Source organism: Proteiniclasticum ruminis DSM 24773 (genome assembly GCF_000701905.1).
GTDB lineage: Bacteria > Bacillota > Clostridia > Clostridiales > Clostridiaceae > Proteiniclasticum > Proteiniclasticum ruminis.
The window spans coordinates 44,510-63,286 of record NZ_JNKC01000004.1 but is presented as its reverse complement, the minus strand read 5'-3'; the positions used below and the strand labels follow the sequence as shown (position 1 = coordinate 63,286).

Sequence of the window (18,777 nt, the reverse complement as noted above, 5' to 3'; positions counted from 1 at the left end):
ACGTTGTTAGGCTGTTTTTTCATGTTATGAACATCACTTGATAGAAAATTCACGAAAGAGAAATGGATGTATGATAGACTGTATCTGATAAATGGGAGGAGTGATTAAAATGACAGAAACCCGATTCGCCATTGAAGTGAGAGAGCAGCACTTTCAGCCTGTCATGAGTGTCCGAACAATTTCTTCCGTAACGAAACTTCCACAGCTCATCGGTGAAACCTATGAAAGAATTATGCTGTTTCTTAAGGAAATGGATGTGAACCCTGCGGGGCCACCTTTTGTATGCTACTATAATCTGGATATGGAGCATCTGGATGTGGAGATTGGTTTTCCTGTAGAAGATGTGCTTCCTGGGGAGGGAGATTTATGCCCTTCAGAAATCGTTCAGGGAAGAATGGTGTCCTGTATGTATAAAGGACCCTATGAGAAGATGAATGCAGCCTATGAGGAGATGAACGCATATATCGGCCTCCATGGGTATAAGGCTAGAGGAATGGCCTATGAGACCTACTATAACTCTCCCATGGACGCGAAGAGCGCGGAAGATCTTCTGACAAGAATTGAGCTTCCGGTAGAGTAGAAAAAGCGCCACGAATGCCCTGAAAATATCAGATTCACCGGTCATTTTCATGGTCGGTATTTTTATGGATATTTTCCACCGTTCTTATGATACAATATCTCTATTAAACAATCTTGGAGGAGCTATGAAAGTAATGATCGTTGGCGCAGGTAAGCTTGGTGTTAAGCTTGCGGAAGCCATGACTGTAGAAAATATGGACGTTACCCTGGTGGACAGTGATGCGAAGGTCATTGAGAACATCAATGAGCATTTGGATGTGCTGACGGTTGTGGCCAGTGGAATCAGTATCACCATGCTGAAGGAAATGAATATAGAGGAATATGATATTATTGTTGCCTGTACAGAGAATGATGAGACCAATGCGGTCATCTGCACCTTTGCGAAAAAGCTGGGATGCAATCAGACCATTGCAAGAATCAGAAATCCGGAATATACAGAGCAGCTTACTTTCGTGCGTCATGAACTGGGAATAGATCTTATCATGAATCCGGATCTTGCCACTGCAACGTCCATTTCAAAATATCTCCTCAAGAATGTCATGTTCTATTCCGGAGATTTTGCGGATGGCCGTGTGAAGATGATTGATTTTAAATGTTCCTATAAGAGCTCTTTTGTCGGCAAAAAGCTTTTTGAACTGGAAGATTTTGACAAGCTTATCATCACCGCAATCTCCAGACAGGGAACACTGATCATTCCAAACGGAAATACAGAGATTGCAGCGGATGATGTGGTCCACATCATTGGGAAAGAGGAAGATCTTGTGAAGCTTAGTAAAAACCATAAGCTGATCAGTCCGGACACCCATGTGGATAATGTGATGATCATCGGTGGTGGAAATGTGGGATACTATCTGGCGAAAGAGCTGTCCAAAGCCCGTGTAGGCGTTACTCTCATTGAGCAGGACAGAACCCGTGCGCTGAAACTGGCGGAAACACTGGAGCATGTGCTGATCATTCATGGGGACGGAACGGACGTGAACATTCTGGAAGAAGAGAACATTGACCAGATGGACGCATTCATCGGCTCCACAGGATACGATGAGCAGAATCTTCTCATGGCGCTTATGGCAAAGCAGTATGGTGTCAAAAAATGCATTGCGAAGGTGAGCCGAAGAAACTATACAAAAATCATCGATAAGCTGGATATTGATGCTGCGCTGAATCCTGTGAATATCACTGCATCCAATATTCTGAAGTTTGTCCGTGGCGGAAAGGTGCTTTCTGTTTCTCTGCTCCTAGGTGGAGATGGAGAAGTGACAGAAATCATTGCGACACCGGATATGCCTTATCTCGGAAAGCCATTAAAGGACCTTCACTTACCGAAGGGTCTGATCATTGGTGCTATTGTTCATAATGGAGAAGTGATTATTCCGAAAGGAACCTCCATTATCCGTCCCAATGACCGGATTGTTGTCTTCTCCTTGGCGGAGGACACGGAAAACTTAAGAAAACTGTTTATTCCAGGAAAGAGAGGACTTTTTAGTGAATTATGGAATCGTGATAAAGGTGCTAGGGATTATACTGCTGATTGAAGCCCTACTGATGTCCCCATCTATCTTTATTTCTTATGCTTATGGCGGGGATGCCCATCATCCCTTCATCTGGACCATTGTAGTCATGGTGATTCTTGGTATCCTCATGGCGAAACTGAGAAGAAAAAATGATCATCATATCCGGGCAAAAGACGGGATTGTCATTGTTGCCTTGGGATGGGTGATGATCTCTTTGTTCGGTGCCATCCCTTTATGGACATCGGGCAGTGTCCCTACTTATATTGATGGAGTCTTTGAGATTGTCTCAGGATTCACCACCACAGGAGCTTCTGTCATTGCGAATGTGGATGGTCTTGATAAAGGAGTTCTTTTCTGGCGCTCCATGACCCACTGGATTGGTGGTATGGGGATCCTTGTGTTTACCTTGGCGCTACTTCCTGCCCTTGGTGTAGGAAGCCTTCAGATTTTCAAAGCGGAGTCCCCGGGACCTGTGGCAGGAAAAATCGTACCACGAATGAAAGATACCGCGAGGGTTCTTTATGTCTCTTATATCCTTCTGACTGTACTGCAGGTGATATTTCTTTTGTTTGGGGGCGTGAATCTTCTGGAAGCCTTTGTCATTACCTTCGGTACTGTGGGCACGGGAGGTTTTGGTCCTAGAAATGACAGCCTAGCAAGTTACAGTCCCTATGTTCAGGTGGTGACAGGAATATTCATGGTGATGTCCGGCGTGAATTTTTCCCTCTATTTTCTATTCTTCAGAAAGAAATACAAAGAATTTCTCGAAGACCGCGAACTTCGGCTGTATCTCTTTTTTGTAGGAAGTTCAGTAGTGATGATTGCATGGAATCTATTTATGACCTTTGGTGGAGATGCTTTGGTGAGGCTCCGAGAATCTTTTTTCCAAGTTTCTTCCATCATGACCACCACAGGGTATAGTACCGTAGACTTTGATCTATGGCCTAGCTTCAGCAAGTTGATTCTGTTCTTTCTGATGTTTGTGGGGGGATCTGCAGGATCCACTGCAGGTGGAATGAAAGTCATTCGAATTATGATTGTGCTGAAGCTCATCAAAAGAGAAGTGTCAAAGATTTTCCATCCTCGAGCACTGATTCCCATTAAAGTGGGCGGGAAAATTGTTTCCAATGAAATCATTGCGAGAATCAACAGCTTTACAGCCATCCACCTATTGATCTTTGTGATAGGATCTCTTGTGGTTTCACTCGAAGGAGGCAACATGGAGAGCTCTATGTCCGCGGTAGCTGCAACGCTGAATAACATCGGTCCTGGTTTTGGTGCTGTGGGACCAACCGTTACCTTTGGCCATTATTCGGCTTTCACGAAGGTGTTTCTGTCTCTGGTGATGCTTTTGGGCAGATTGGAGCATTTTACGATTATTGCGCTTCTTGTGCCCAAGTCATGGACCAAGGAGAGCTAATCCATCAAATAGCGTTTCAGGCAGGCTTCATGAAAAAGAGCCTGCTTTTGAACTTTCTGGGGGGGGTAAAGATGAACGTGAGGTTTCTTCATGGGCAGGAAGTAGATAAAGCGTTTCTTCTGATTCGTGAGGTGTTTCTTCAAAAAGAGTCCAGAGGACTTTTTCAAAGCGCCGTGCCCAGTTTCCTGAAAATGCAGACAAAGGATGCCTTTCAGGAGATGCTTTCCGATGAGAAGACAGTTTTTCTGGGAGCCTTTGATGAGAAACAGTCTCTTGTGGGTGTTCTTTGTGCAGAAGGGTTTTTTCTTACGCATCTCTACGTGCAAAGAAGAGGTGAAGGTATTGGAAGAGCGCTCTATTCTTTCTATGAGGAGATAGTTAAAAACCGTATGGAAGAAGGGCAGGTTGTTAGGCTTAACGCAACGCTTTCATCGGTGCCGTTTTACGAAGCGCTAGGATTTTCTGTGAAAGACCAGGTTCAGGAGATTTATGGCATTTCCTTTGTGCCCATGGAAAAGAAACTAAAAAAAGATCTCTACTGAGAAAATGAAAAAAAGAACGCAGCAGGACTAAAACCTGGCTGCGTTCTTTTCTGTTTGATTATGATGAAAGCCAAAGGGCTACTAAAAGTGCTGCTGCGGCAATGCCCAAAGAGACCTGTCCCAATTTCACATACTGGTTCACCTTTTGGAATTCCATGAGATTTCTTTCTTTCTTCGGTACTTTTTTCAGTTTTATGAAAGTGAAAAAGCTGAGAATTGAGATGCCGAAGGAAACAGCGGTGGTGATAAAGAGCATGGCTCTTAGAATTTCTTTCAGTTCCATTATATACCTCTTTCATAAGCATCAGATTCCATAAATGGAAGATGCATTTTTTCTTCAAAAATTAGTATATCATATACGCCCTTAGAGTATTCTAAAAAATCGATTATTTTCCTAAAAATGCGAGATACTCCGCCACGAATTTTTCAGGCTCCTCAATTTGAGGGCTATGACCGGAGTGCTCAAAAACTGATTCTACAAATTTCCCGCCGTTTTCTTTGTAGTCTTCCAGTACTCTTCTTGTCTGAGAAACCATGGGTTGTGGAGGATAGACCTCTTCTCCTGGCCAGCCTGGCAGAATTCCCAGCTGTCCTAGGAATCCCACATCACTGTAGGACTGATCAGAGACGATCTTATCTTCAGCTCCTCTGAACCAGATTACCGGAGGTTTTACAGGAAGATTTCTGATGCCCGACAAATTGACGTATTTTGGACTCATGGTGTTGCCGATGCCTTCTGTGCCAGGACCAAGGAATGGCCACTCTGGTGCGGGCTGAGAACTTCCAGGATAGAATCCTTCCCCAATCTCCATAAGGAACATGGAGTCCACAAAGAGGTTTTTCATTTCTTCTGATAGGGTGAAGGAAGGAGCGAAGAGTCCTTTCAGCACATTTGGCGCTGAAGTGGGGTCAGTGAGATCCTTATTCTTGGTTCTGAGATTTTCAACAAACTGCTTGTTCACAAAGCCACCGCCGGTGCCAGCATGGGATGCTGTCGTGAGGGTTCCGTCCGCATCTTTTGTGCCAGAGAAACCATAAGGGGACAAAGGATTGATCAGTCCAAGGCTCTTTACGTCCTCCGGATAGTCCAGAGTATACTGCATAGCAACCCCTCCGCCCATGGACCAGCCGATGATGTGGGGGTTTTTGATGGAGAGGGCATCCACAAAGCTTCTGATGTCTTCAGACCAAGTTTTCATCCCCAAGGTGGAATCAATGGGAAGCTTCTCTGTATGGCCATAGCCTCTTAAATCTGGAGCATAAATGTGGAAATGCTCTTCAAGGATCTCCATGGTAGGTACATAGAAGAGGCTGGAGGAGGTGTTTCCATGGAGAAGAAGAAGAGGTTCTTTCTCTTCATTTCCTGCTTCCAGGTAGGAGATTCGGAGTCTTTTAGTTTGAATGTCTTTCTTTGGATAAGTCTTCATTACTGCTAAACCGTCCTTTCTTGGGTTATTTATAGGTATTCTATCGCAAGTTCACAAGTTCTGTAAACAGTTACGGGAAAAAGAGAATGTTTGTCTTTTCTTTCCAAAGGAAAGAAAAGGCCTATGAAGGCCTTTCCCGGTAGTTTCTGATTTCTTTTGTGAGGAGCGGAAGAATTTCCAGAGCATTTCCCACAAGTCCGATGTTTGCCACTTGGAAGATGGGTGCATCGGGATCTTTATTGATGGCAATGATGTAGTCGGATTTCTCCATACCTGCCAGATGCTGTACTGCACCCGAAATACCGCAGGCGATATAGACTTTGGGTTTTACGGTTTTACCGGTCTGTCCAACTTGGTAGTCCTTCTCGATTCTTCCTTCGTCTACAGCGGCTCTTGAGCCTGCTACTTCAGCCCCAATCATATCCGCGCATTCCCTCAGAAGATCAAATCTGTCGCCAACGCCTCTGCCGCCGGAGATGAGGATGTCTGCCTTAGCAATGTCCACGGCCATGTGGTCCTTCTTCAGCACCTCCAGAATACTCACAGGATCTTTCATCCCATCAAGGCTGACCTTCTTAGTGGTCACTTTTCCGGTGAGGGCTGGGTTTCTTTTCATTTTATCCATGACACCAGGTCTTATGGTGGTCATTTGCGGTCTTTTGGTCTCATTGATGATGGTGCCGAAGAGGTTTCCCCCAAAGGCCGGTCTTGTGACATAAAGAAGAGAAGAGTCCGGGTTTTCTGGATCAAACTCCAGCTTTGTTGCGTCTGCCGTAAGTCCTGTGTCGCATCTTGCAGCCAGTCTTGGTGCCAGATCTCTACCTAGGACAGTGGCTGGAATGAGGAAAATATCGGGTTTTCTCTCCTCAATCATCTGATGCAGAAGATGTGTGTAGTGAAGTGTGCTGTACTCATTCAGTTGTTCATGGTGAAGATATACCGTCTCATCTGCACCCCGCTGTGACAGTTCAGAAAGAAGATCCTCACTTACTTCTCCAAGAAGAACGGCAACCACCTGATAATTCAGGGAAGGCCTGTCTTCTTTCAGTCTTCTGGCTTCTCCAAGCAGTTCAAGACTCGCTTCGTGTATTATATTCTCTTCATGTTCAATGAATACATAAAGATCCTTATATTCCTGTATGTTCATACTATATCCTCCTACTTTCCGATAAACTGGTTCTCAAGAAGCACGTCCAGAATTTTTGCCGCTGCCAGTTTTGGTTCCAGAGTCAGCACATCTGAATTTTTATGGACTTCCTTGGTGAAGGTCTTCTTCACTTTTGTGGGGGAGCCCTTGAGGCCGATGTCTTTCTGTTCCAGCTTCAAATGCTCGTTGGTGATGACCGTCACAGGTTTATCAAAAGCCTTCATGATTTCACGTACATGCATATAACGTGGTTTTGCAATGGAGCTTAGGGTGGTGATGAGGCAAGGCATCTCGGACTCCAGAATTTCATATCTGCTCTCCAGGGCCTTACGTACTCTGATTTTTTCCTCTGAAATGGAGAGTATCTCATCCACATAGGTAATCTGTGGCAGATTCAGCTTTTCAGCAGTTTGAGGTCCTACCTGTGCGGTATCGCCATCAATGGCCTGTCTGCCTGCAATAATAAGATCGTAAGGGATGGTTGCCAGGTAGGCACCTAGGGTATTGGAGGTTGCCCAGGTGTCCGCACCTCCAAACTTCCCATCACTGATGAGCACACACTCATCTGCACCAAGTGCATAGAGCTCTCTTAGCATGGATTCTGCCTGAGGAGGACCCATGGTAACACAAATCACTTTTGCCCCTTGTCTGTCTTTGACCTGCAGGGCTGCTTCAAGACCTGCCAGGTCATCTGGATTGGTGATGGTAGGGACGCCGGTTCTGATGAGCGTGCCCTTTTCTTTGTCTATCTTCATTTCTGTGGTATCTGGAACTTGCTTTAAAAGTACTACAATATTCATCTTCTCTCTCCTTTACTTCAGTAGAGACGCTGCGATGACCATCTTCTGAACTTCAGATGTGCCTTCGTAGATCTCGGTGATTTTTGCGTCACGGAACATTCTTTCCAAAGGATATTCTCTGGTATATCCGTAACCGCCTAGAAGCTGGAGGGAGATTCGTGTGCTCTCCATGGAAATGTCTGAAGCGTAAAGCTTCGCCATGGCAGCTTCTGTGGAGTAAGATTTCCCCTCATCCTTCAGAACTGCAGCACGGTAGGTAAGAAGCCTTGCAGCATCAATTTTTGTCTGGAGTTCCGCAATTTGAAACTGTGAGTTCTGGAAGGCGGAAAGGGGTCTTCCGAACTGTTTACGCTCTTTGATGTACTTGATGGCTTCATCCAGTGCACCCTGGGCGATACCAAGGGCTTGGGCTGCGATGCCGATTCTTCCGCCATCCAGAGTCTTCATGGCGATGCCGAATCCTTTGCCTTCCTGACCCAGAAGATTCTCAGCAGGAAGCATGAGATCCTTAAAAATCAGCTCAGTGGTGGAGCTTCCCTTGATGCCTAGTTTATGTTCTGTCTTTCCAATGGAGAAACCTTCCATGCCTTTTTCCACAATGAAGGCAGAAATGCCACGGGTGCCTTTCTGTTTGTCCGTCATGGCAAAGATGATGAAAGTGTCCGCATATCCACCGTTGGTTATGAATATCTTAGAACCGTTGATTCTATAAAAATCTCCTTCCCGCACTGCGATGGTCTGCTGCATGGCTGCATCAGAACCTGCATTAGGTTCAGTTAGGCCAAATGCGCCAAGTTTGTCACCGGATGCTAGAGGGAGAAGATATTTTTCTTTTTGTGCTTCTGTGCCAAAGGCCAGAAGAGGAGCGCAAGCCAGAGAAGTATGAGCGGATACAATGACGCCTGTGGTGGCACAATGTTTGGAAAGCTCTTCCACAGCCATGATATAGGTCAGGTTGTCACCGCCGGAACCTCCATAATTCTCGGGTACTGGAATGCCCAGCATACCAATTTTTGCCATTTTTTCCACGGTTTCCACTGGAAATCGCTCTAATTCATCTACTTCCTGAGCCAAGGGTTTTACCTCATTCAGGGAGAATTCTTTAAATAATTTCAGAGAAAGGGCTTGTTTCTTGTTCAGTTCAAAATTCATATGGTCCTCCTATTTGGGTGGCATGACGGTTGCAGTGCCTTTCACCACAACGTCTCCATGCTGGTTGTATGCGATGGTGTCCAGTTTGACAATATTCTTTTCTTCCAGGATCTCTGATACAGTAACTACTGCTTTGATGGTATCCTGAAACCTGACTGGTTTTGTGAATTTCAGATCCTGACCTAGATAAATGGTGCCTGGTCCTGGAAGAAGAGTGCCAAGAACGGTGGAAAAGTAAGATGCGGTAAGCATCCCGTGTACAATTCTACCTTTAAACATGGTTTCTTTCGCATAGGATTCATTAAAATGTGCGGGATTCAGATCACCGGAAATGCCACCAAACAGAACGACGTCTGTTTCCGTGACGGTTCTTTCGTAAGATTCCTGATCACCAATTCTCATATCGTGAATAGTTTTTCCTTTCATGTTGACCTCCCTATGATAATTAAATAACGAATGGTTTCCATGTAATTGTTTAACATGATGAACCTTTCATGTTTAACTCTATTATATTCCTTCGTTGAGAAAAAACAATAGATTTAGCGAAAATAATGTTATTAATTTAACGAAAATGAATTTTGAACCTGGGAAACAAGGAAACAAGCCTTTCTGATAGTCATACAACCATTTTTATTATACAGGATGCGATCAGAGTTCTCCAAGGGAAAAGTGAACTTTTCTGTCAATCCTGATAAAAAATAACTTGTAGATGAAATAACGAATTCATTGGGCTTTGGACGAAGCTATTTCTTTTCTTGGTAATTCCATCACAATAAAGCAAGGAATCATAAAGGATATGTATACAAGCTGTGGATAGATGAATCTCATTGAGAAACGAAAACAACATGGCACTCAAGGTTAAAAATGTGTATTCATACAGCACAATTAATGATAATAAAATAACAAAATGAGAGGAAGGGAAATGACAACCTTTTCATTTGTTTTCATAAAAATCGATGATTTATTAGTTTATGGAACGATTCATTAAAGAAATGGCATAAGTGTTCATGGATTTTAAACGAATAATTAAATATGTCTTTGTTTTATTAAATGGATTGACTTTGCAAACCTTATCATTTATTCTGAACATGAAGATTGATTCATGTTTCATATCTTGGTATTTGATTCTTTGTTTATGCATAATAAGCACTCAAATGAGACGATATGAAATAGGTAAAATAATGGAGGTAGAGAAATGAGATTACAAGACAAAGTTGCAGTTATTACTGGTGGAGCTCGTGGACTAGGACAGGCTATGGCAGAGCTATTCGTAAATGAAGGTGCTAAGGTGATTGCAGCTGACATGGGTGAGCTTGCTTATGAAAATCCAAATGTGGAAGGCTATAAGCTGAATGTAGCAGATGGAGAAGCTTGTAAGGCATTTGTTGATTACGTTACAGAAAAGTATGGTAAGATTGATATTCTTGTGAACAATGCTGGAATCACACGTGATGCGCTTACAAGAAAGATGACTGATGAGATGTGGGATCTGGTGATTGATGTGAATCTGAAGGGTGTATTCAACCTGACAAGACACGTAGGACCTCAGATGCAGGCAAACGGTAAGGGTTCCATCATCAACATTTCTTCTGTAGTAGGAGAGTTCGGAAACATTGGCCAGGCAAACTATGCTGCAACAAAAGCAGGAGTCATTGGTATGACGAAGACCTGGGCTAAGGAATTTGCGATGAAGGGTGCACAGGTCAGAGTAAATGCAATCTCCCCTGGCTACACCATGACAGATATTCTGAAGACTGTTCCACAGGATCTTCTGGATAAATTCGCTGCACAGACCATGCTTGGAAGACTGGCTCAGCCTGAGGAAATTGCAAATGCTGCACTGTTCCTGGCTTCAGATGAATCTTCTTACGTAACAGGTCACAATCTGTCTGTCAACGGAGGCATGAGACTGTAAGGAGGTTTAACATGACGAATGTAGGAATTGTAGGAACTGGGATTTATATTCCAGAATCCTTTATGACTGGGAAAGAAATCTCTGAGAAAACCATGGGCGTCTGGTCTGAAGAGGCTGTAGTAGATAAACTGGGTATCAGAAAGAAACCAATCCCTGGAGCACAGGACGGTACACAGGAAATGGGCGCTCTGGCAGCGCTGGATGCACTGAAAAACACTGGCACCGATCCTCTGGATATTGATGTGATTCTCTGTGTAGGAGAAGAATGGAAAGAGTATCCACTGACCACTTCAGCACTGTATATTCAGGACAGAATCGGCGCGGTGAATGCTTGGGGTATAGATCTGGCCAACAGATGCTGCACCACTGTATCCACCATGAAGATTGCAAAAGATATGCTTATGAACGATGACTCCATAAACACCATCCTCATTGCAGGCGGATACAGAAATGGAGACTTCGTGGATTACAGCGATAAGAACATGTCTATGATGTTCAATCTGGGGGCTGGCGGCGGAGCCATCATCCTCAAGAAAAATTATGGAAAGAACCTTCTTCTGGGATCCCACATCATTGCTGATGGATCTTTAGCCCGAACCGCAGGCGTGGAAATCGGAGGCACATGCAATCCGATTACTCCTGAAAACAGAGACGAGGCTTACAAGAGTCTGAGACTCATGGATGCCAAGAAGATGAAAGACAGACTGAATGTGGTATCAATGCCAAATTGGTACAAGTGTATCGACGAATCATTAAGAAAATCAGATCTTGAAAGAAAGGATATTGACTATCTGGCGATTCTTCACATGAAGAGATCCGGCCATGTAGCCATGCTGAATGAACTGGGACTTTCGGAAGACCAGTCCATCTATCTGGAAGATTATGGACATATCGGACAGGTGGATCAGATTCTGTCTCTTCACCTGGCTCTCCAGGAAGGGAAGGTTCAGGACGGAAGCGTTGTAAGCATGGTTGCCGCAGGAATCGGCTACGTGTGGGCTGCCAATGTCATTAAATGGGGTGAAAGCTAATTGAGTACTTTCATACAAATTATTCTTAGAAGTTTGGAAACCGGAAGCATCTATGCACTGGCTGCTTTAGGAATCATCATCATCTACAGAACATCCTATACCACGAACTTTGCTCAGGGAGCCGTTGCCATGTTCAATACCTTTGTGGTGACCTTCCTCTTCAATAAGTTCGGACTGCCGCTATGGCTGGCGGTCATCGGCGGAATCCTCAGTGCGATTCTCATGGGATTCCTCATCGATGTGCTGATCTTAAGGCACACGAAAAATGTGTCTCCGGTGGCAAAGCAGATCATCACCTTAGGCCTCATCATGATTGTTCTTGGACTTGCGCCCATCTTCTTTGGTGTGGATCCGCTAAGACTGCCAAGACTTATTGAATCAGGTGATCTCTCCTTCCTTGGAGCATCCATCTCCTATAATGGATTGTTCAACATTGCCTTAGGCCTGGCCATCATGCTTCTGATGTTCTATATACTGCAGAAGACAAAATGGGGACTTGCCATTAGAACCACAGCTTCCAATGAATATGTGGCAAGGCTCATGGGAGTTCCTACAAAGAACGTCACCATGGCAGCCTGGGGAGTTGCGGGAGTTTTGGGTGTCATAGCTGGTGTCATGACCGCGCCAATGACCTCAGTTACGCTGAATCTCATGGATGAAGTGCAGATCACAGCCCTGGTTGCTTGTGTTCTTGGTGGATTCCAGACCTTCCACGGACCAGTTATAGGTGCGTATATCATGGGTATCGTAAGAAACCTCTTGCTGTTTTATGTGTCCTCCGTTTGGGGCGGACAGATTCTCTATATTCTGATCCTGGTGTTCATTGTCTTCAGACCATATGGACTCATCGGGAAGAAGATTGTGAAGAAGGTGTAGGATGAAGAGTATGACGAAAGAGAAGAACATTTTAAAGAAATATCCGATTCTGGGCCTGATTCTATTTGGTGCTGTTCTGGCACTGGTTCCACCTCTGGCGGAAGCAGGAATCTTGAAAAACGGATACATCACCACCATCGGTGGTACACTCATTTATGCCATTGCAGCTCTTGGCCTCAACATCCTGCTTGGATGGTCCGGCCTGATCTCATTAGGTACTGCTGGATTTATGGGACTGGCTTCCTATGTCTCTGCTTATCTGACCATAGACCTGGAACTTCCTTTTGAAGCTGCATTTTTGCTGGCAGTTCTGATTCCTACACTTCTCGGAATACTGGTAGGACTGGTATCTCTGAAAATTGAAGGTCTTTATCTTGCCATCGCAACCCTGGCTGTTTCAGAGGTTCTCAGAAAGACCTTTGAAGAGCTGGTGCCATTCACTGGCGGATTCAGCGGCAAGTCAGCAAGTTATCCAACTCTCTTAGGATTTATACCTGGATTTGATGGATTTGAACTGGATCGAACGACGACGTATTACTTCATTGTTGTAATACTGGTCATCGTGATGATCCTGACTTATAACATGATGAATGGAAAGCTGGGGCGTGCCTTGAACGCCATGAGAGGTTCTGAAGCAGCGGCACAGGCTATGGGTGTGAATCTTCTTACCCACAGACTGATGGCTTTTGCTCTGGCTACCGTATTTGCAAGTATCGCAGGGGTGCTCTATGTGCACTTCATCAAATTCTCCTACCCAAGCACATGGATTCTGAAGATGTCACTGGATTTCCTTGCCATCATCATTATCGGTGGATTGAGATCCATTTATGGAACAGTACTGGGTGCGTTCATCGTATTTGCAGTACCTGATCTGTTCCTGAAGCAGATTCCATATTTTGAGAATCTCTCCTATATCCTGAATGGACTTCTGATCATCCTGGTGATTATCTTCTATCCGAATGGACTGATAGGAATCGGCTACGATATCAAGAAGCTTTTCGGAAAACTGAAAAAAGGAGGAAAGAAAGATGAGTAAGATGGAGAACCGTGTACTGAATGTCGAGGGACTTTCCATTGCCTTTGGCGGATTGAAAGCTGTTGACAATCTTTCTTTCGATATTAAAGAAAAAGAAATCTTTGGACTTATCGGACCAAATGGAGCGGGAAAAACCACTGTGTTCAACTGCATCACACAGTTCTATAAGCCTAATACTGGAGAAATCCTGTTTAAAGGGCACGGCGATCAGGTAACAGAACTGACGACAAAGCCTGTACATGAAATCATTAAGCTGGGACTGGTCAGAACCTTCCAGAACGTAGAGCTGATCAGAGAGCTCAGCATCATCGACAATGTGCTCATCGGCGGTCATATCGACTTCAAGGCGAATACATTCTCCCAGGCGCTGAGACTGCCAAAGGCGAGAAAAGAAGAGAAGCAGTACAGGGAAGAGGCTGAAAAAATCCTTGAGAATCTGGGTATTCTGGACAGAAAGGATATGCTCGTCGGAGGTCAGCCATATGGAATCCTGAAGAAGGTAGAGATGGCAAGAACGCTCATGGCAAGACCAAAGCTCATCATTCTTGATGAACCTGCTGCAGGTCTTAATGACAGCGAAACATTGGAACTGGCTAAGCTGATCAAGAAAATCAGAGATGAGTTCAACTGTGCCATCCTTCTGGTAGAACATGACATGAGGCTTGTGATGGATATCTGTGACCGCATTTGCGCCATCAACTTCGGTAAACTCCTGACCATCGGCACCCCTAAGGAGATACAGCAAAATCATGCTGTCCAGTCAGCATATTTAGGAGTGGAGTAGTATGAGTGAAAAGAAAATAGCATTACAGATCAAAAATCTCAAAGTGAGCTACGGTGCCATTCAAGCACTGAAAGGCATTGACCTTACGGTATACGAGGGAGATGTAGTGGCGATTCTTGGTGCCAATGGTGCAGGAAAGACCACAACACTGAAAAAAATATCCGGAATCATCGAAAGTGAGGGCGGATCTATAGAACTCTATGGACAAGACATCACGAAGATGGAACCTGAAAAAATAGCTCGACTTGGTATTTCCATGTCACCAGAAGGACGAGCGGTATTCAGAGATCTGACTGTTGAAGAGAATCTCAAAGCGGGAGCTTTTACTGTAAAGGACAAGGCAACCATCCAGAAGAACTTTGACAGAGTATACAGATACTTCCCAGTCCTGAAGGAAAGAAAGAATCAGGTTTCCTCCACATTATCCGGAGGAGAGCAGCAGATGCTGGCCATCGGCAGAGCTCTTATGAGCAGCCCCAAAGTGCTTCTTCTGGATGAACCTTCCTTAGGTCTTGCACCGCTGATTGTGCAGGACATCATGAACATCGTGAAGGAAATCAAGGAAGAGGGAACCACCGTCATCATCGTGGAGCAGAATGCTGCACAGACACTGAAAATTGCAGATTATGGGTATGTCATTGAGCTGGGCCTTGTGAACACTCATGGCAAAGCCAGCGATCTTGCAAATGATCCTAAACTTGTGGAAGCCTACCTGGGCAAACACTAATTTATATTTAAGGTACTTCTGTACTTAAATAAACAACACACAACATACCAGAACCTAAACAACACAACATACCAATCAATCTACCATTATTAAGTTCAAAACAATGAATGATCATTGTAATTTAAGGAGGAACACTACATGAAAAAAATCATCGCTATGCTGGCATCCCTAGCAATAGTAGCATCTTTCGCTGCATGCGGCGCAAAGGAAGAAACTCCAGAAACACCAGGAACTCCAGGAACTGAAACCCCTGTAGAAAAGCCTGAGGACGAAGAACCTGCTCAGGGTGTATTCGATGACAAGATTATCGTTGGTAACTCTGCTGCTACATCCGGAAACTATGCTCCTGTTGGTGTACCATTCAACGCTGGTATCGAAGCTTACTTCAAGATGATCAATGAAGCAGGTGGCGTGAACGGAAGAAAGATTGAATTCAAGCATATTGACGATGAATTTGATCCAGTTAAGGGTAAGGCTGCTCTTTCCACACTGGTTGAAGATGAAAAGATCTTCGCTCTTGTTGGACACTTTGGCACACCAGTTGTTGGTGCTACCATCGAAGACGTGAAGGAATACGGAATTCCTGCAGTTTACTTTGCAACAGGTATCGGTCAGCTTTACAATGACAAGGCTGAAGGCAAAGACAGAGGAATCTTCCCTGTACAGCCAATCTACCAGACTGAAGGACAGATCATGGTAGCAAGAGCAGTAGGTGACTTCGAAGCGAAGAAGATTGGTGTAATCTACACTAACGACGATGCTGGTAAGGATCTATTTGCTGGTGTAGAAGCAAAAGCGAAGGAACTTGGCGTAGAAATCGTTGCAGAGCAGGTAGCTGCTGGTGCAACAGACGTTTCTTCCGCAGTGACTTCCATCAAGAATGCTAACGTGGACTTCGTCATCGGAGCTGCAATTCAGGCAACCATTCCTACCATCGTGAAGGAACTGGCTGCTCAGAACGTAAACAAAGACCTGATCACAACCTACGTGAACGTATCCCCAGTAATCTCTGAAGCTGTTATCAATGAAATCAACGGCAAGTTTGATGTATACGGACTTGGTTGGGTTGACCTAGTTGCAAATGCAGACAGCCTAGCAGCATTTGCTGAATGGGCTCCAGACTACGCAACAAACGTATATGCAATGACCGGATGGATCGCTGGACACTTCTTCGTAGAAGGTCTGAAGAGAGTAGAAGGAACTGTTACATGGGACAAGTACATGGATGCACTGGAAAGCGCTCCAATCAAGAACCCATTTGGTGGAGAAATCAACTACGCTGGAGGTCTTAGAGCAGGTACACAGGAAATGAACCTGTCCAAGGTTGGCCTGGTAGAAAATGCACCAGGTTGGGTACCAGTAGACGGACTTCAGTCCATGGATTCCCTTCTAGGAAAATAAGACTCAGTAACACAGACGATATGATTTCTTGAAGATGCATCTATTTTTAAAAACCCCTATCATCAACGTTTAAAATATCCTATTCTAGTAATAGGAAACCTGTATCAAAAGGAAAACATAATGGTCTTAAAGGGCAGGTGAAGACCTGCCCTTTTTTAAAAAAATAAATCAGGAGGCGCCTAATTATGTCCTATAAAGAAAAAGTGATCAGCCTGGAACAGGCATTAGCCATGATCCAATCAGATATGAATGTAGTAACAGGCCTTGGTGCGGGAGAAGCTCAGCTTATTATGAACAGCATCCACACCATCGCAGACAGAGTGAAGAATGTCACCATCACCAACTGTCTTTCTATGGCCAGCGGGGAATTTCTGAAGGAAGAATACGTGGATGCATTTAATATCGATGGATGGTTCTTCTCTCCACCTCTACGTAGAGCATTCAAAAACGGCAATGTATCGTTTATACCCAATCATCTCCATCTGGCGGGATGGAAGAGACTGGACCATGTGAAGCCTGATATTTTTGTCGGTACCGCTTCTATGCCCGATGAGCATGGATTCATCTCCCTCTCCACCTCCAATACCTATGAATCCCAGATGATAGAGAATGCAGGCATTGTGATTATAGAGATCAATCCGAATTATCCAAGAACTTTCGGGGATGTGGAGATTCATTATTCGGACATTGATTATTTCATTGAAGCGGATTATAAAGTGCCTTCACTTCCTGACACAGTACCCAATGAGAAGGATCTGAAGATTGGTGCTTACATTGCAGACCTCATCCATGATGGTGATACGCTGCAGCTGGGCATCGGCGGTATCCCCAACGCAGTGGCATCTGCGCTGAAGGGAAAGAAGGATCTTGGAATCCATACGGAGATGATGACCTCTGGAATGGTGGATCTTATCGAATGTGGTGCAGTGACAGGAAAGAAGAAGTCTCTTCATAAAGGAAAGCATGTGGCTACCTTTGCCCTGGGCAATCAGAAGCTGTATGACTTCATTAATAATAATCCTTCTGTCATGATCCTCAACGGAAAGTATGTCAATGATCCTGCAATCATCGGACTCAATGACAACATGGTATCCATCAATACAGCACTAGAAGTGGATCTCACCGGCCAGGTGTGCTCTGAGTCCATTGGACATATTCAGTTCTCAGGAACCGGCGGCCAGTCTGACACTGCCGTAGGTGCTCAAAATGCCAAGAATGGCCGAAGCTTCATTGCTCTTTATTCCACAGCCATGGTGAAAAATCCAGTAACTGGTGAAAGAGAAGAGAAGTCCAAGATTGTGCCATTCCTAAAGCCGGGAGCCATTGTGACTCTTTCCAGAAATGATGTGGATATGGTTGTGACAGAATACGGTATCGCTCATCTTCGTGGCACCAATGTCCGCGAGAGAATTGAAAGACTCATTGCAATTGCACACCCTGATTTCAGAGATGAAATCCTCAAGGAAGCACATGAGCTGGGCCTGATTTTTGATAAGTAGGTGAAAAAATGGTATATTTTGAATATCAGGGGAAAAACGTATATTATGAAACCCATGGTGCAGGAAAACCCCTGATTCTTCTGAACGGCATCATGATGTCCACAAAAAGCTGGGGGATCTTCAAAGAAGCCTTCAGTGCAAACAACAGACTGATCCTTCTGGATTTTCTGGATCAGGGACAGTCAGATAAGGTGGAAGAAGAGTATACTCAGGACCTTCAGGTGGAAGTGCTTCATGCGCTCATAAAAGAACTGAACTATGAAAGAGTGAACCTCTTAGGAATCTCCTATGGGGGAGAAGTTGCTTTAAGATTCATCACAAAATATGAGTCCCTGGTGGAACGGCTGGTGCTTTTCAACACGTCCCACAGAACCAGCCCTTGGCTGAAGGACATCGGAGATGCGTGGAACTTAAGTAGAGACAATGCACTGGATTACTATCTCACAACCATTCCTGTCATCTATTCCCCTGAGTTCTATAACCGGAACAGGGAATGGATGGAGAACCGGAAGAAACTTCTTACGGCTACAGTATTCAGTAATAAGGAGTTTATGGACTCCATGGTGCGCCTGACAAGAAGCGCAGAGACCCACGATGTGACAGAGGGGCTGAAGGATATCAGAACCAGAACACTCATTGTGAGCAGCGAGAATGACTTCATCACCCCAAAAGAGGAACAGGAAGCGCTTCATAAACTTCTTGTGAACTCTGATTATGTGATGCTGCCAAAGACAGGACACGGATCCATGTATGAAAAGCCAGCACTTTTTACCGCACTGACTCTAGGTTATATCAATGCTTCCGATTTAGAAATGACAGTACTATAATCTTTTGAGAATGATAGTGTTTCATAATTGTCCCTGTTGTGATAAAATCGAAATGATATAATTTGAAGAGACCAGTCAAAGACCCGAAGAGTAAGACTGGCAG

Annotated in this window: 19 protein-coding genes; 13 read left to right on the top strand and 6 right to left on the bottom strand. The window is 44.5% G+C overall.

Annotated elements, in window-relative coordinates; genetic code table 11:
* Positions 1-109 precede the first annotated feature (109 nt).
* The 4 genes from T487_RS0105130 to T487_RS0105115 all read left to right on the top strand — a co-directional run bounded on the left by T487_RS0105130 (position 110) and on the right by T487_RS0105115 (position 4,052).
* The gene (locus T487_RS0105130; RefSeq protein WP_031574868.1) at positions 110-580 is read left to right on the top strand and encodes a GyrI-like domain-containing protein; all 471 of its coding nucleotides are present in this window, start codon (positions 110-112) and stop codon (positions 578-580) included.
* A 124-nt stretch (positions 581-704) separates the two neighbouring features.
* Positions 705-2,111, top strand: coding sequence for a Trk system potassium transporter TrkA (gene trkA / locus T487_RS0105125; protein WP_031574865.1), 1,407 nt, complete (start codon positions 705-707; stop codon positions 2,109-2,111).
* Positions 2,077-3,510, top strand: a complete 1,434-nt coding sequence (locus T487_RS0105120; RefSeq protein WP_242848019.1) for a TrkH family potassium uptake protein — start codon at positions 2,077-2,079, stop codon at positions 3,508-3,510. The genes trkA and T487_RS0105120 overlap by 35 nt, the downstream gene beginning before the upstream one ends.
* Positions 3,511-3,539: 29 nt before the next feature.
* Positions 3,540-4,052, top strand: a complete 513-nt coding sequence (locus T487_RS0105115) for a GNAT family N-acetyltransferase (RefSeq protein WP_031574859.1) — start codon at positions 3,540-3,542, stop codon at positions 4,050-4,052.
* Between the two features lie 58 nt (positions 4,053-4,110).
* On the opposite strand, the gene T487_RS0105110 is transcribed toward T487_RS0105115, so the two are convergent.
* The 6 genes from T487_RS0105110 to T487_RS0105085 all read right to left on the bottom strand — a co-directional run bounded on the left by T487_RS0105110 (position 4,111) and on the right by T487_RS0105085 (position 9,004).
* Complete coding sequence (locus tag T487_RS0105110; protein WP_031574857.1) at positions 4,111-4,335, bottom strand: hypothetical protein; 225 nt, start codon at positions 4,333-4,335, stop codon at positions 4,111-4,113.
* Between the two features lie 103 nt (positions 4,336-4,438).
* Positions 4,439-5,479, bottom strand: a complete 1,041-nt coding sequence (locus tag T487_RS0105105) for an alpha/beta hydrolase (protein WP_031574855.1) — start codon at positions 5,477-5,479, stop codon at positions 4,439-4,441.
* 121 nt (positions 5,480-5,600) lie between these two features.
* Positions 5,601-6,626 (bottom strand): electron transfer flavoprotein subunit alpha/FixB family protein, encoded by a 1,026-nt coding sequence (locus T487_RS0105100; protein WP_031574852.1) that lies wholly within the window; start codon positions 6,624-6,626, stop codon positions 5,601-5,603.
* An 11-nt stretch (positions 6,627-6,637) separates the two neighbouring features.
* A complete protein-coding gene (locus T487_RS0105095) occupies positions 6,638-7,426 on the bottom strand; it encodes an electron transfer flavoprotein subunit beta/FixA family protein (RefSeq protein WP_031574850.1) in 789 nt (262 codons plus the stop codon).
* Between the two features lie 12 nt (positions 7,427-7,438).
* On the bottom strand, positions 7,439-8,578 hold the full coding sequence (locus tag T487_RS0105090; RefSeq protein ID WP_031574848.1) for an acyl-CoA dehydrogenase: 1,140 nt from the start codon (positions 8,576-8,578) through the stop codon (positions 7,439-7,441).
* A gap of 9 nt (positions 8,579-8,587) precedes the next feature.
* On the bottom strand, positions 8,588-9,004 hold the full coding sequence (locus T487_RS0105085; RefSeq protein ID WP_031574846.1) for a MaoC family dehydratase: 417 nt from the start codon (positions 9,002-9,004) through the stop codon (positions 8,588-8,590).
* Between the two features lie 769 nt (positions 9,005-9,773).
* Between T487_RS0105085 and fabG the strand changes: the two genes are divergently transcribed.
* The 9 genes from fabG to T487_RS0105040 all read left to right on the top strand — a co-directional run bounded on the left by fabG (position 9,774) and on the right by T487_RS0105040 (position 18,674).
* Positions 9,774-10,493: a 3-oxoacyl-ACP reductase FabG gene (gene fabG, locus T487_RS0105080; protein WP_031574844.1), complete on the top strand. Its 720-nt coding sequence runs from the start codon at positions 9,774-9,776 to the stop codon at positions 10,491-10,493.
* Positions 10,494-10,504: 11 nt separating this feature from the next.
* Positions 10,505-11,524 carry a 3-oxoacyl-ACP synthase gene (locus tag T487_RS0105075; RefSeq protein ID WP_031574842.1) on the top strand — a complete coding sequence of 340 codons (1,020 nt, stop codon included), beginning with the start codon at positions 10,505-10,507 and terminating at the stop codon, positions 11,522-11,524.
* Positions 11,525-12,400 (top strand): branched-chain amino acid ABC transporter permease, encoded by an 876-nt coding sequence (locus T487_RS0105070; RefSeq protein ID WP_031574840.1) that lies wholly within the window; start codon positions 11,525-11,527, stop codon positions 12,398-12,400.
* A 10-nt stretch (positions 12,401-12,410) separates the two neighbouring features.
* Positions 12,411-13,436 carry a branched-chain amino acid ABC transporter permease gene (locus T487_RS15365; protein WP_074542634.1) on the top strand — a complete coding sequence of 342 codons (1,026 nt, stop codon included), beginning with the start codon at positions 12,411-12,413 and terminating at the stop codon, positions 13,434-13,436.
* Positions 13,429-14,220: an ABC transporter ATP-binding protein gene (locus tag T487_RS0105060; protein ID WP_207638294.1), complete on the top strand. Its 792-nt coding sequence runs from the start codon at positions 13,429-13,431 to the stop codon at positions 14,218-14,220. The genes T487_RS15365 and T487_RS0105060 overlap by 8 nt, the downstream gene beginning before the upstream one ends.
* Position 14,221: 1 nt before the next feature.
* Positions 14,222-14,947, top strand: a complete 726-nt coding sequence (locus T487_RS0105055; protein WP_031574834.1) for an ABC transporter ATP-binding protein — start codon at positions 14,222-14,224, stop codon at positions 14,945-14,947.
* A 138-nt stretch (positions 14,948-15,085) separates the two neighbouring features.
* Positions 15,086-16,348 (top strand): ABC transporter substrate-binding protein, encoded by a 1,263-nt coding sequence (locus T487_RS0105050; RefSeq protein ID WP_031574831.1) that lies wholly within the window; start codon positions 15,086-15,088, stop codon positions 16,346-16,348.
* Between the two features lie 185 nt (positions 16,349-16,533).
* Complete coding sequence (locus T487_RS0105045; protein ID WP_031574828.1) at positions 16,534-17,847, top strand: acetyl-CoA hydrolase/transferase family protein; 1,314 nt, start codon at positions 16,534-16,536, stop codon at positions 17,845-17,847.
* An 8-nt stretch (positions 17,848-17,855) separates the two neighbouring features.
* Complete coding sequence (locus T487_RS0105040; protein ID WP_031574826.1) at positions 17,856-18,674, top strand: alpha/beta fold hydrolase; 819 nt, start codon at positions 17,856-17,858, stop codon at positions 18,672-18,674.
* The last annotated feature ends 103 nt before the right edge of the window (positions 18,675-18,777 follow it).

Excerpts from the sequence above, each read along its gene's own strand:
- T487_RS0105130 (WP_031574868.1), top strand. The coding sequence starts at position 110 with ATGACAGAAACCCGATTCGCCATTGAAGTGAGAGAGCAGCACTTTCAG.
- trkA (WP_031574865.1), top strand. The coding sequence starts at position 705 with ATGAAAGTAATGATCGTTGGCGCAGGTAAGCTTGGTGTTAAGCTTGCG.
- T487_RS0105115 (WP_031574859.1), top strand. The coding sequence starts at position 3,540 with ATGAAAAAGAGCCTGCTTTTGAACTTTCTGGGGGGGGTAAAGATGAAC.
- T487_RS0105110 (WP_031574857.1), bottom strand. The coding sequence starts at position 4,335 with ATGGAACTGAAAGAAATTCTAAGAGCCATGCTCTTTATCACCACCGCT.
- T487_RS0105105 (WP_031574855.1), bottom strand. The coding sequence starts at position 5,479 with ATGAAGACTTATCCAAAGAAAGACATTCAAACTAAAAGACTCCGAATC.
- T487_RS0105100 (WP_031574852.1), bottom strand. The coding sequence starts at position 6,626 with ATGAACATACAGGAATATAAGGATCTTTATGTATTCATTGAACATGAA.
- T487_RS0105095 (WP_031574850.1), bottom strand. The coding sequence starts at position 7,426 with ATGAATATTGTAGTACTTTTAAAGCAAGTTCCAGATACCACAGAAATG.
- T487_RS0105090 (WP_031574848.1), bottom strand. The coding sequence starts at position 8,578 with ATGAATTTTGAACTGAACAAGAAACAAGCCCTTTCTCTGAAATTATTT.
- T487_RS0105085 (WP_031574846.1), bottom strand. The coding sequence starts at position 9,004 with ATGAAAGGAAAAACTATTCACGATATGAGAATTGGTGATCAGGAATCT.
- fabG (WP_031574844.1), top strand. The coding sequence starts at position 9,774 with ATGAGATTACAAGACAAAGTTGCAGTTATTACTGGTGGAGCTCGTGGA.
- T487_RS0105075 (WP_031574842.1), top strand. The coding sequence starts at position 10,505 with ATGACGAATGTAGGAATTGTAGGAACTGGGATTTATATTCCAGAATCC.
- T487_RS15365 (WP_074542634.1), top strand. The coding sequence starts at position 12,411 with ATGACGAAAGAGAAGAACATTTTAAAGAAATATCCGATTCTGGGCCTG.
- T487_RS0105060 (WP_207638294.1), top strand. The coding sequence starts at position 13,429 with ATGAGTAAGATGGAGAACCGTGTACTGAATGTCGAGGGACTTTCCATT.
- T487_RS0105055 (WP_031574834.1), top strand. The coding sequence starts at position 14,222 with ATGAGTGAAAAGAAAATAGCATTACAGATCAAAAATCTCAAAGTGAGC.
- T487_RS0105050 (WP_031574831.1), top strand. The coding sequence starts at position 15,086 with ATGAAAAAAATCATCGCTATGCTGGCATCCCTAGCAATAGTAGCATCT.
- T487_RS0105045 (WP_031574828.1), top strand. The coding sequence starts at position 16,534 with ATGTCCTATAAAGAAAAAGTGATCAGCCTGGAACAGGCATTAGCCATG.
- T487_RS0105040 (WP_031574826.1), top strand. The coding sequence starts at position 17,856 with ATGGTATATTTTGAATATCAGGGGAAAAACGTATATTATGAAACCCAT.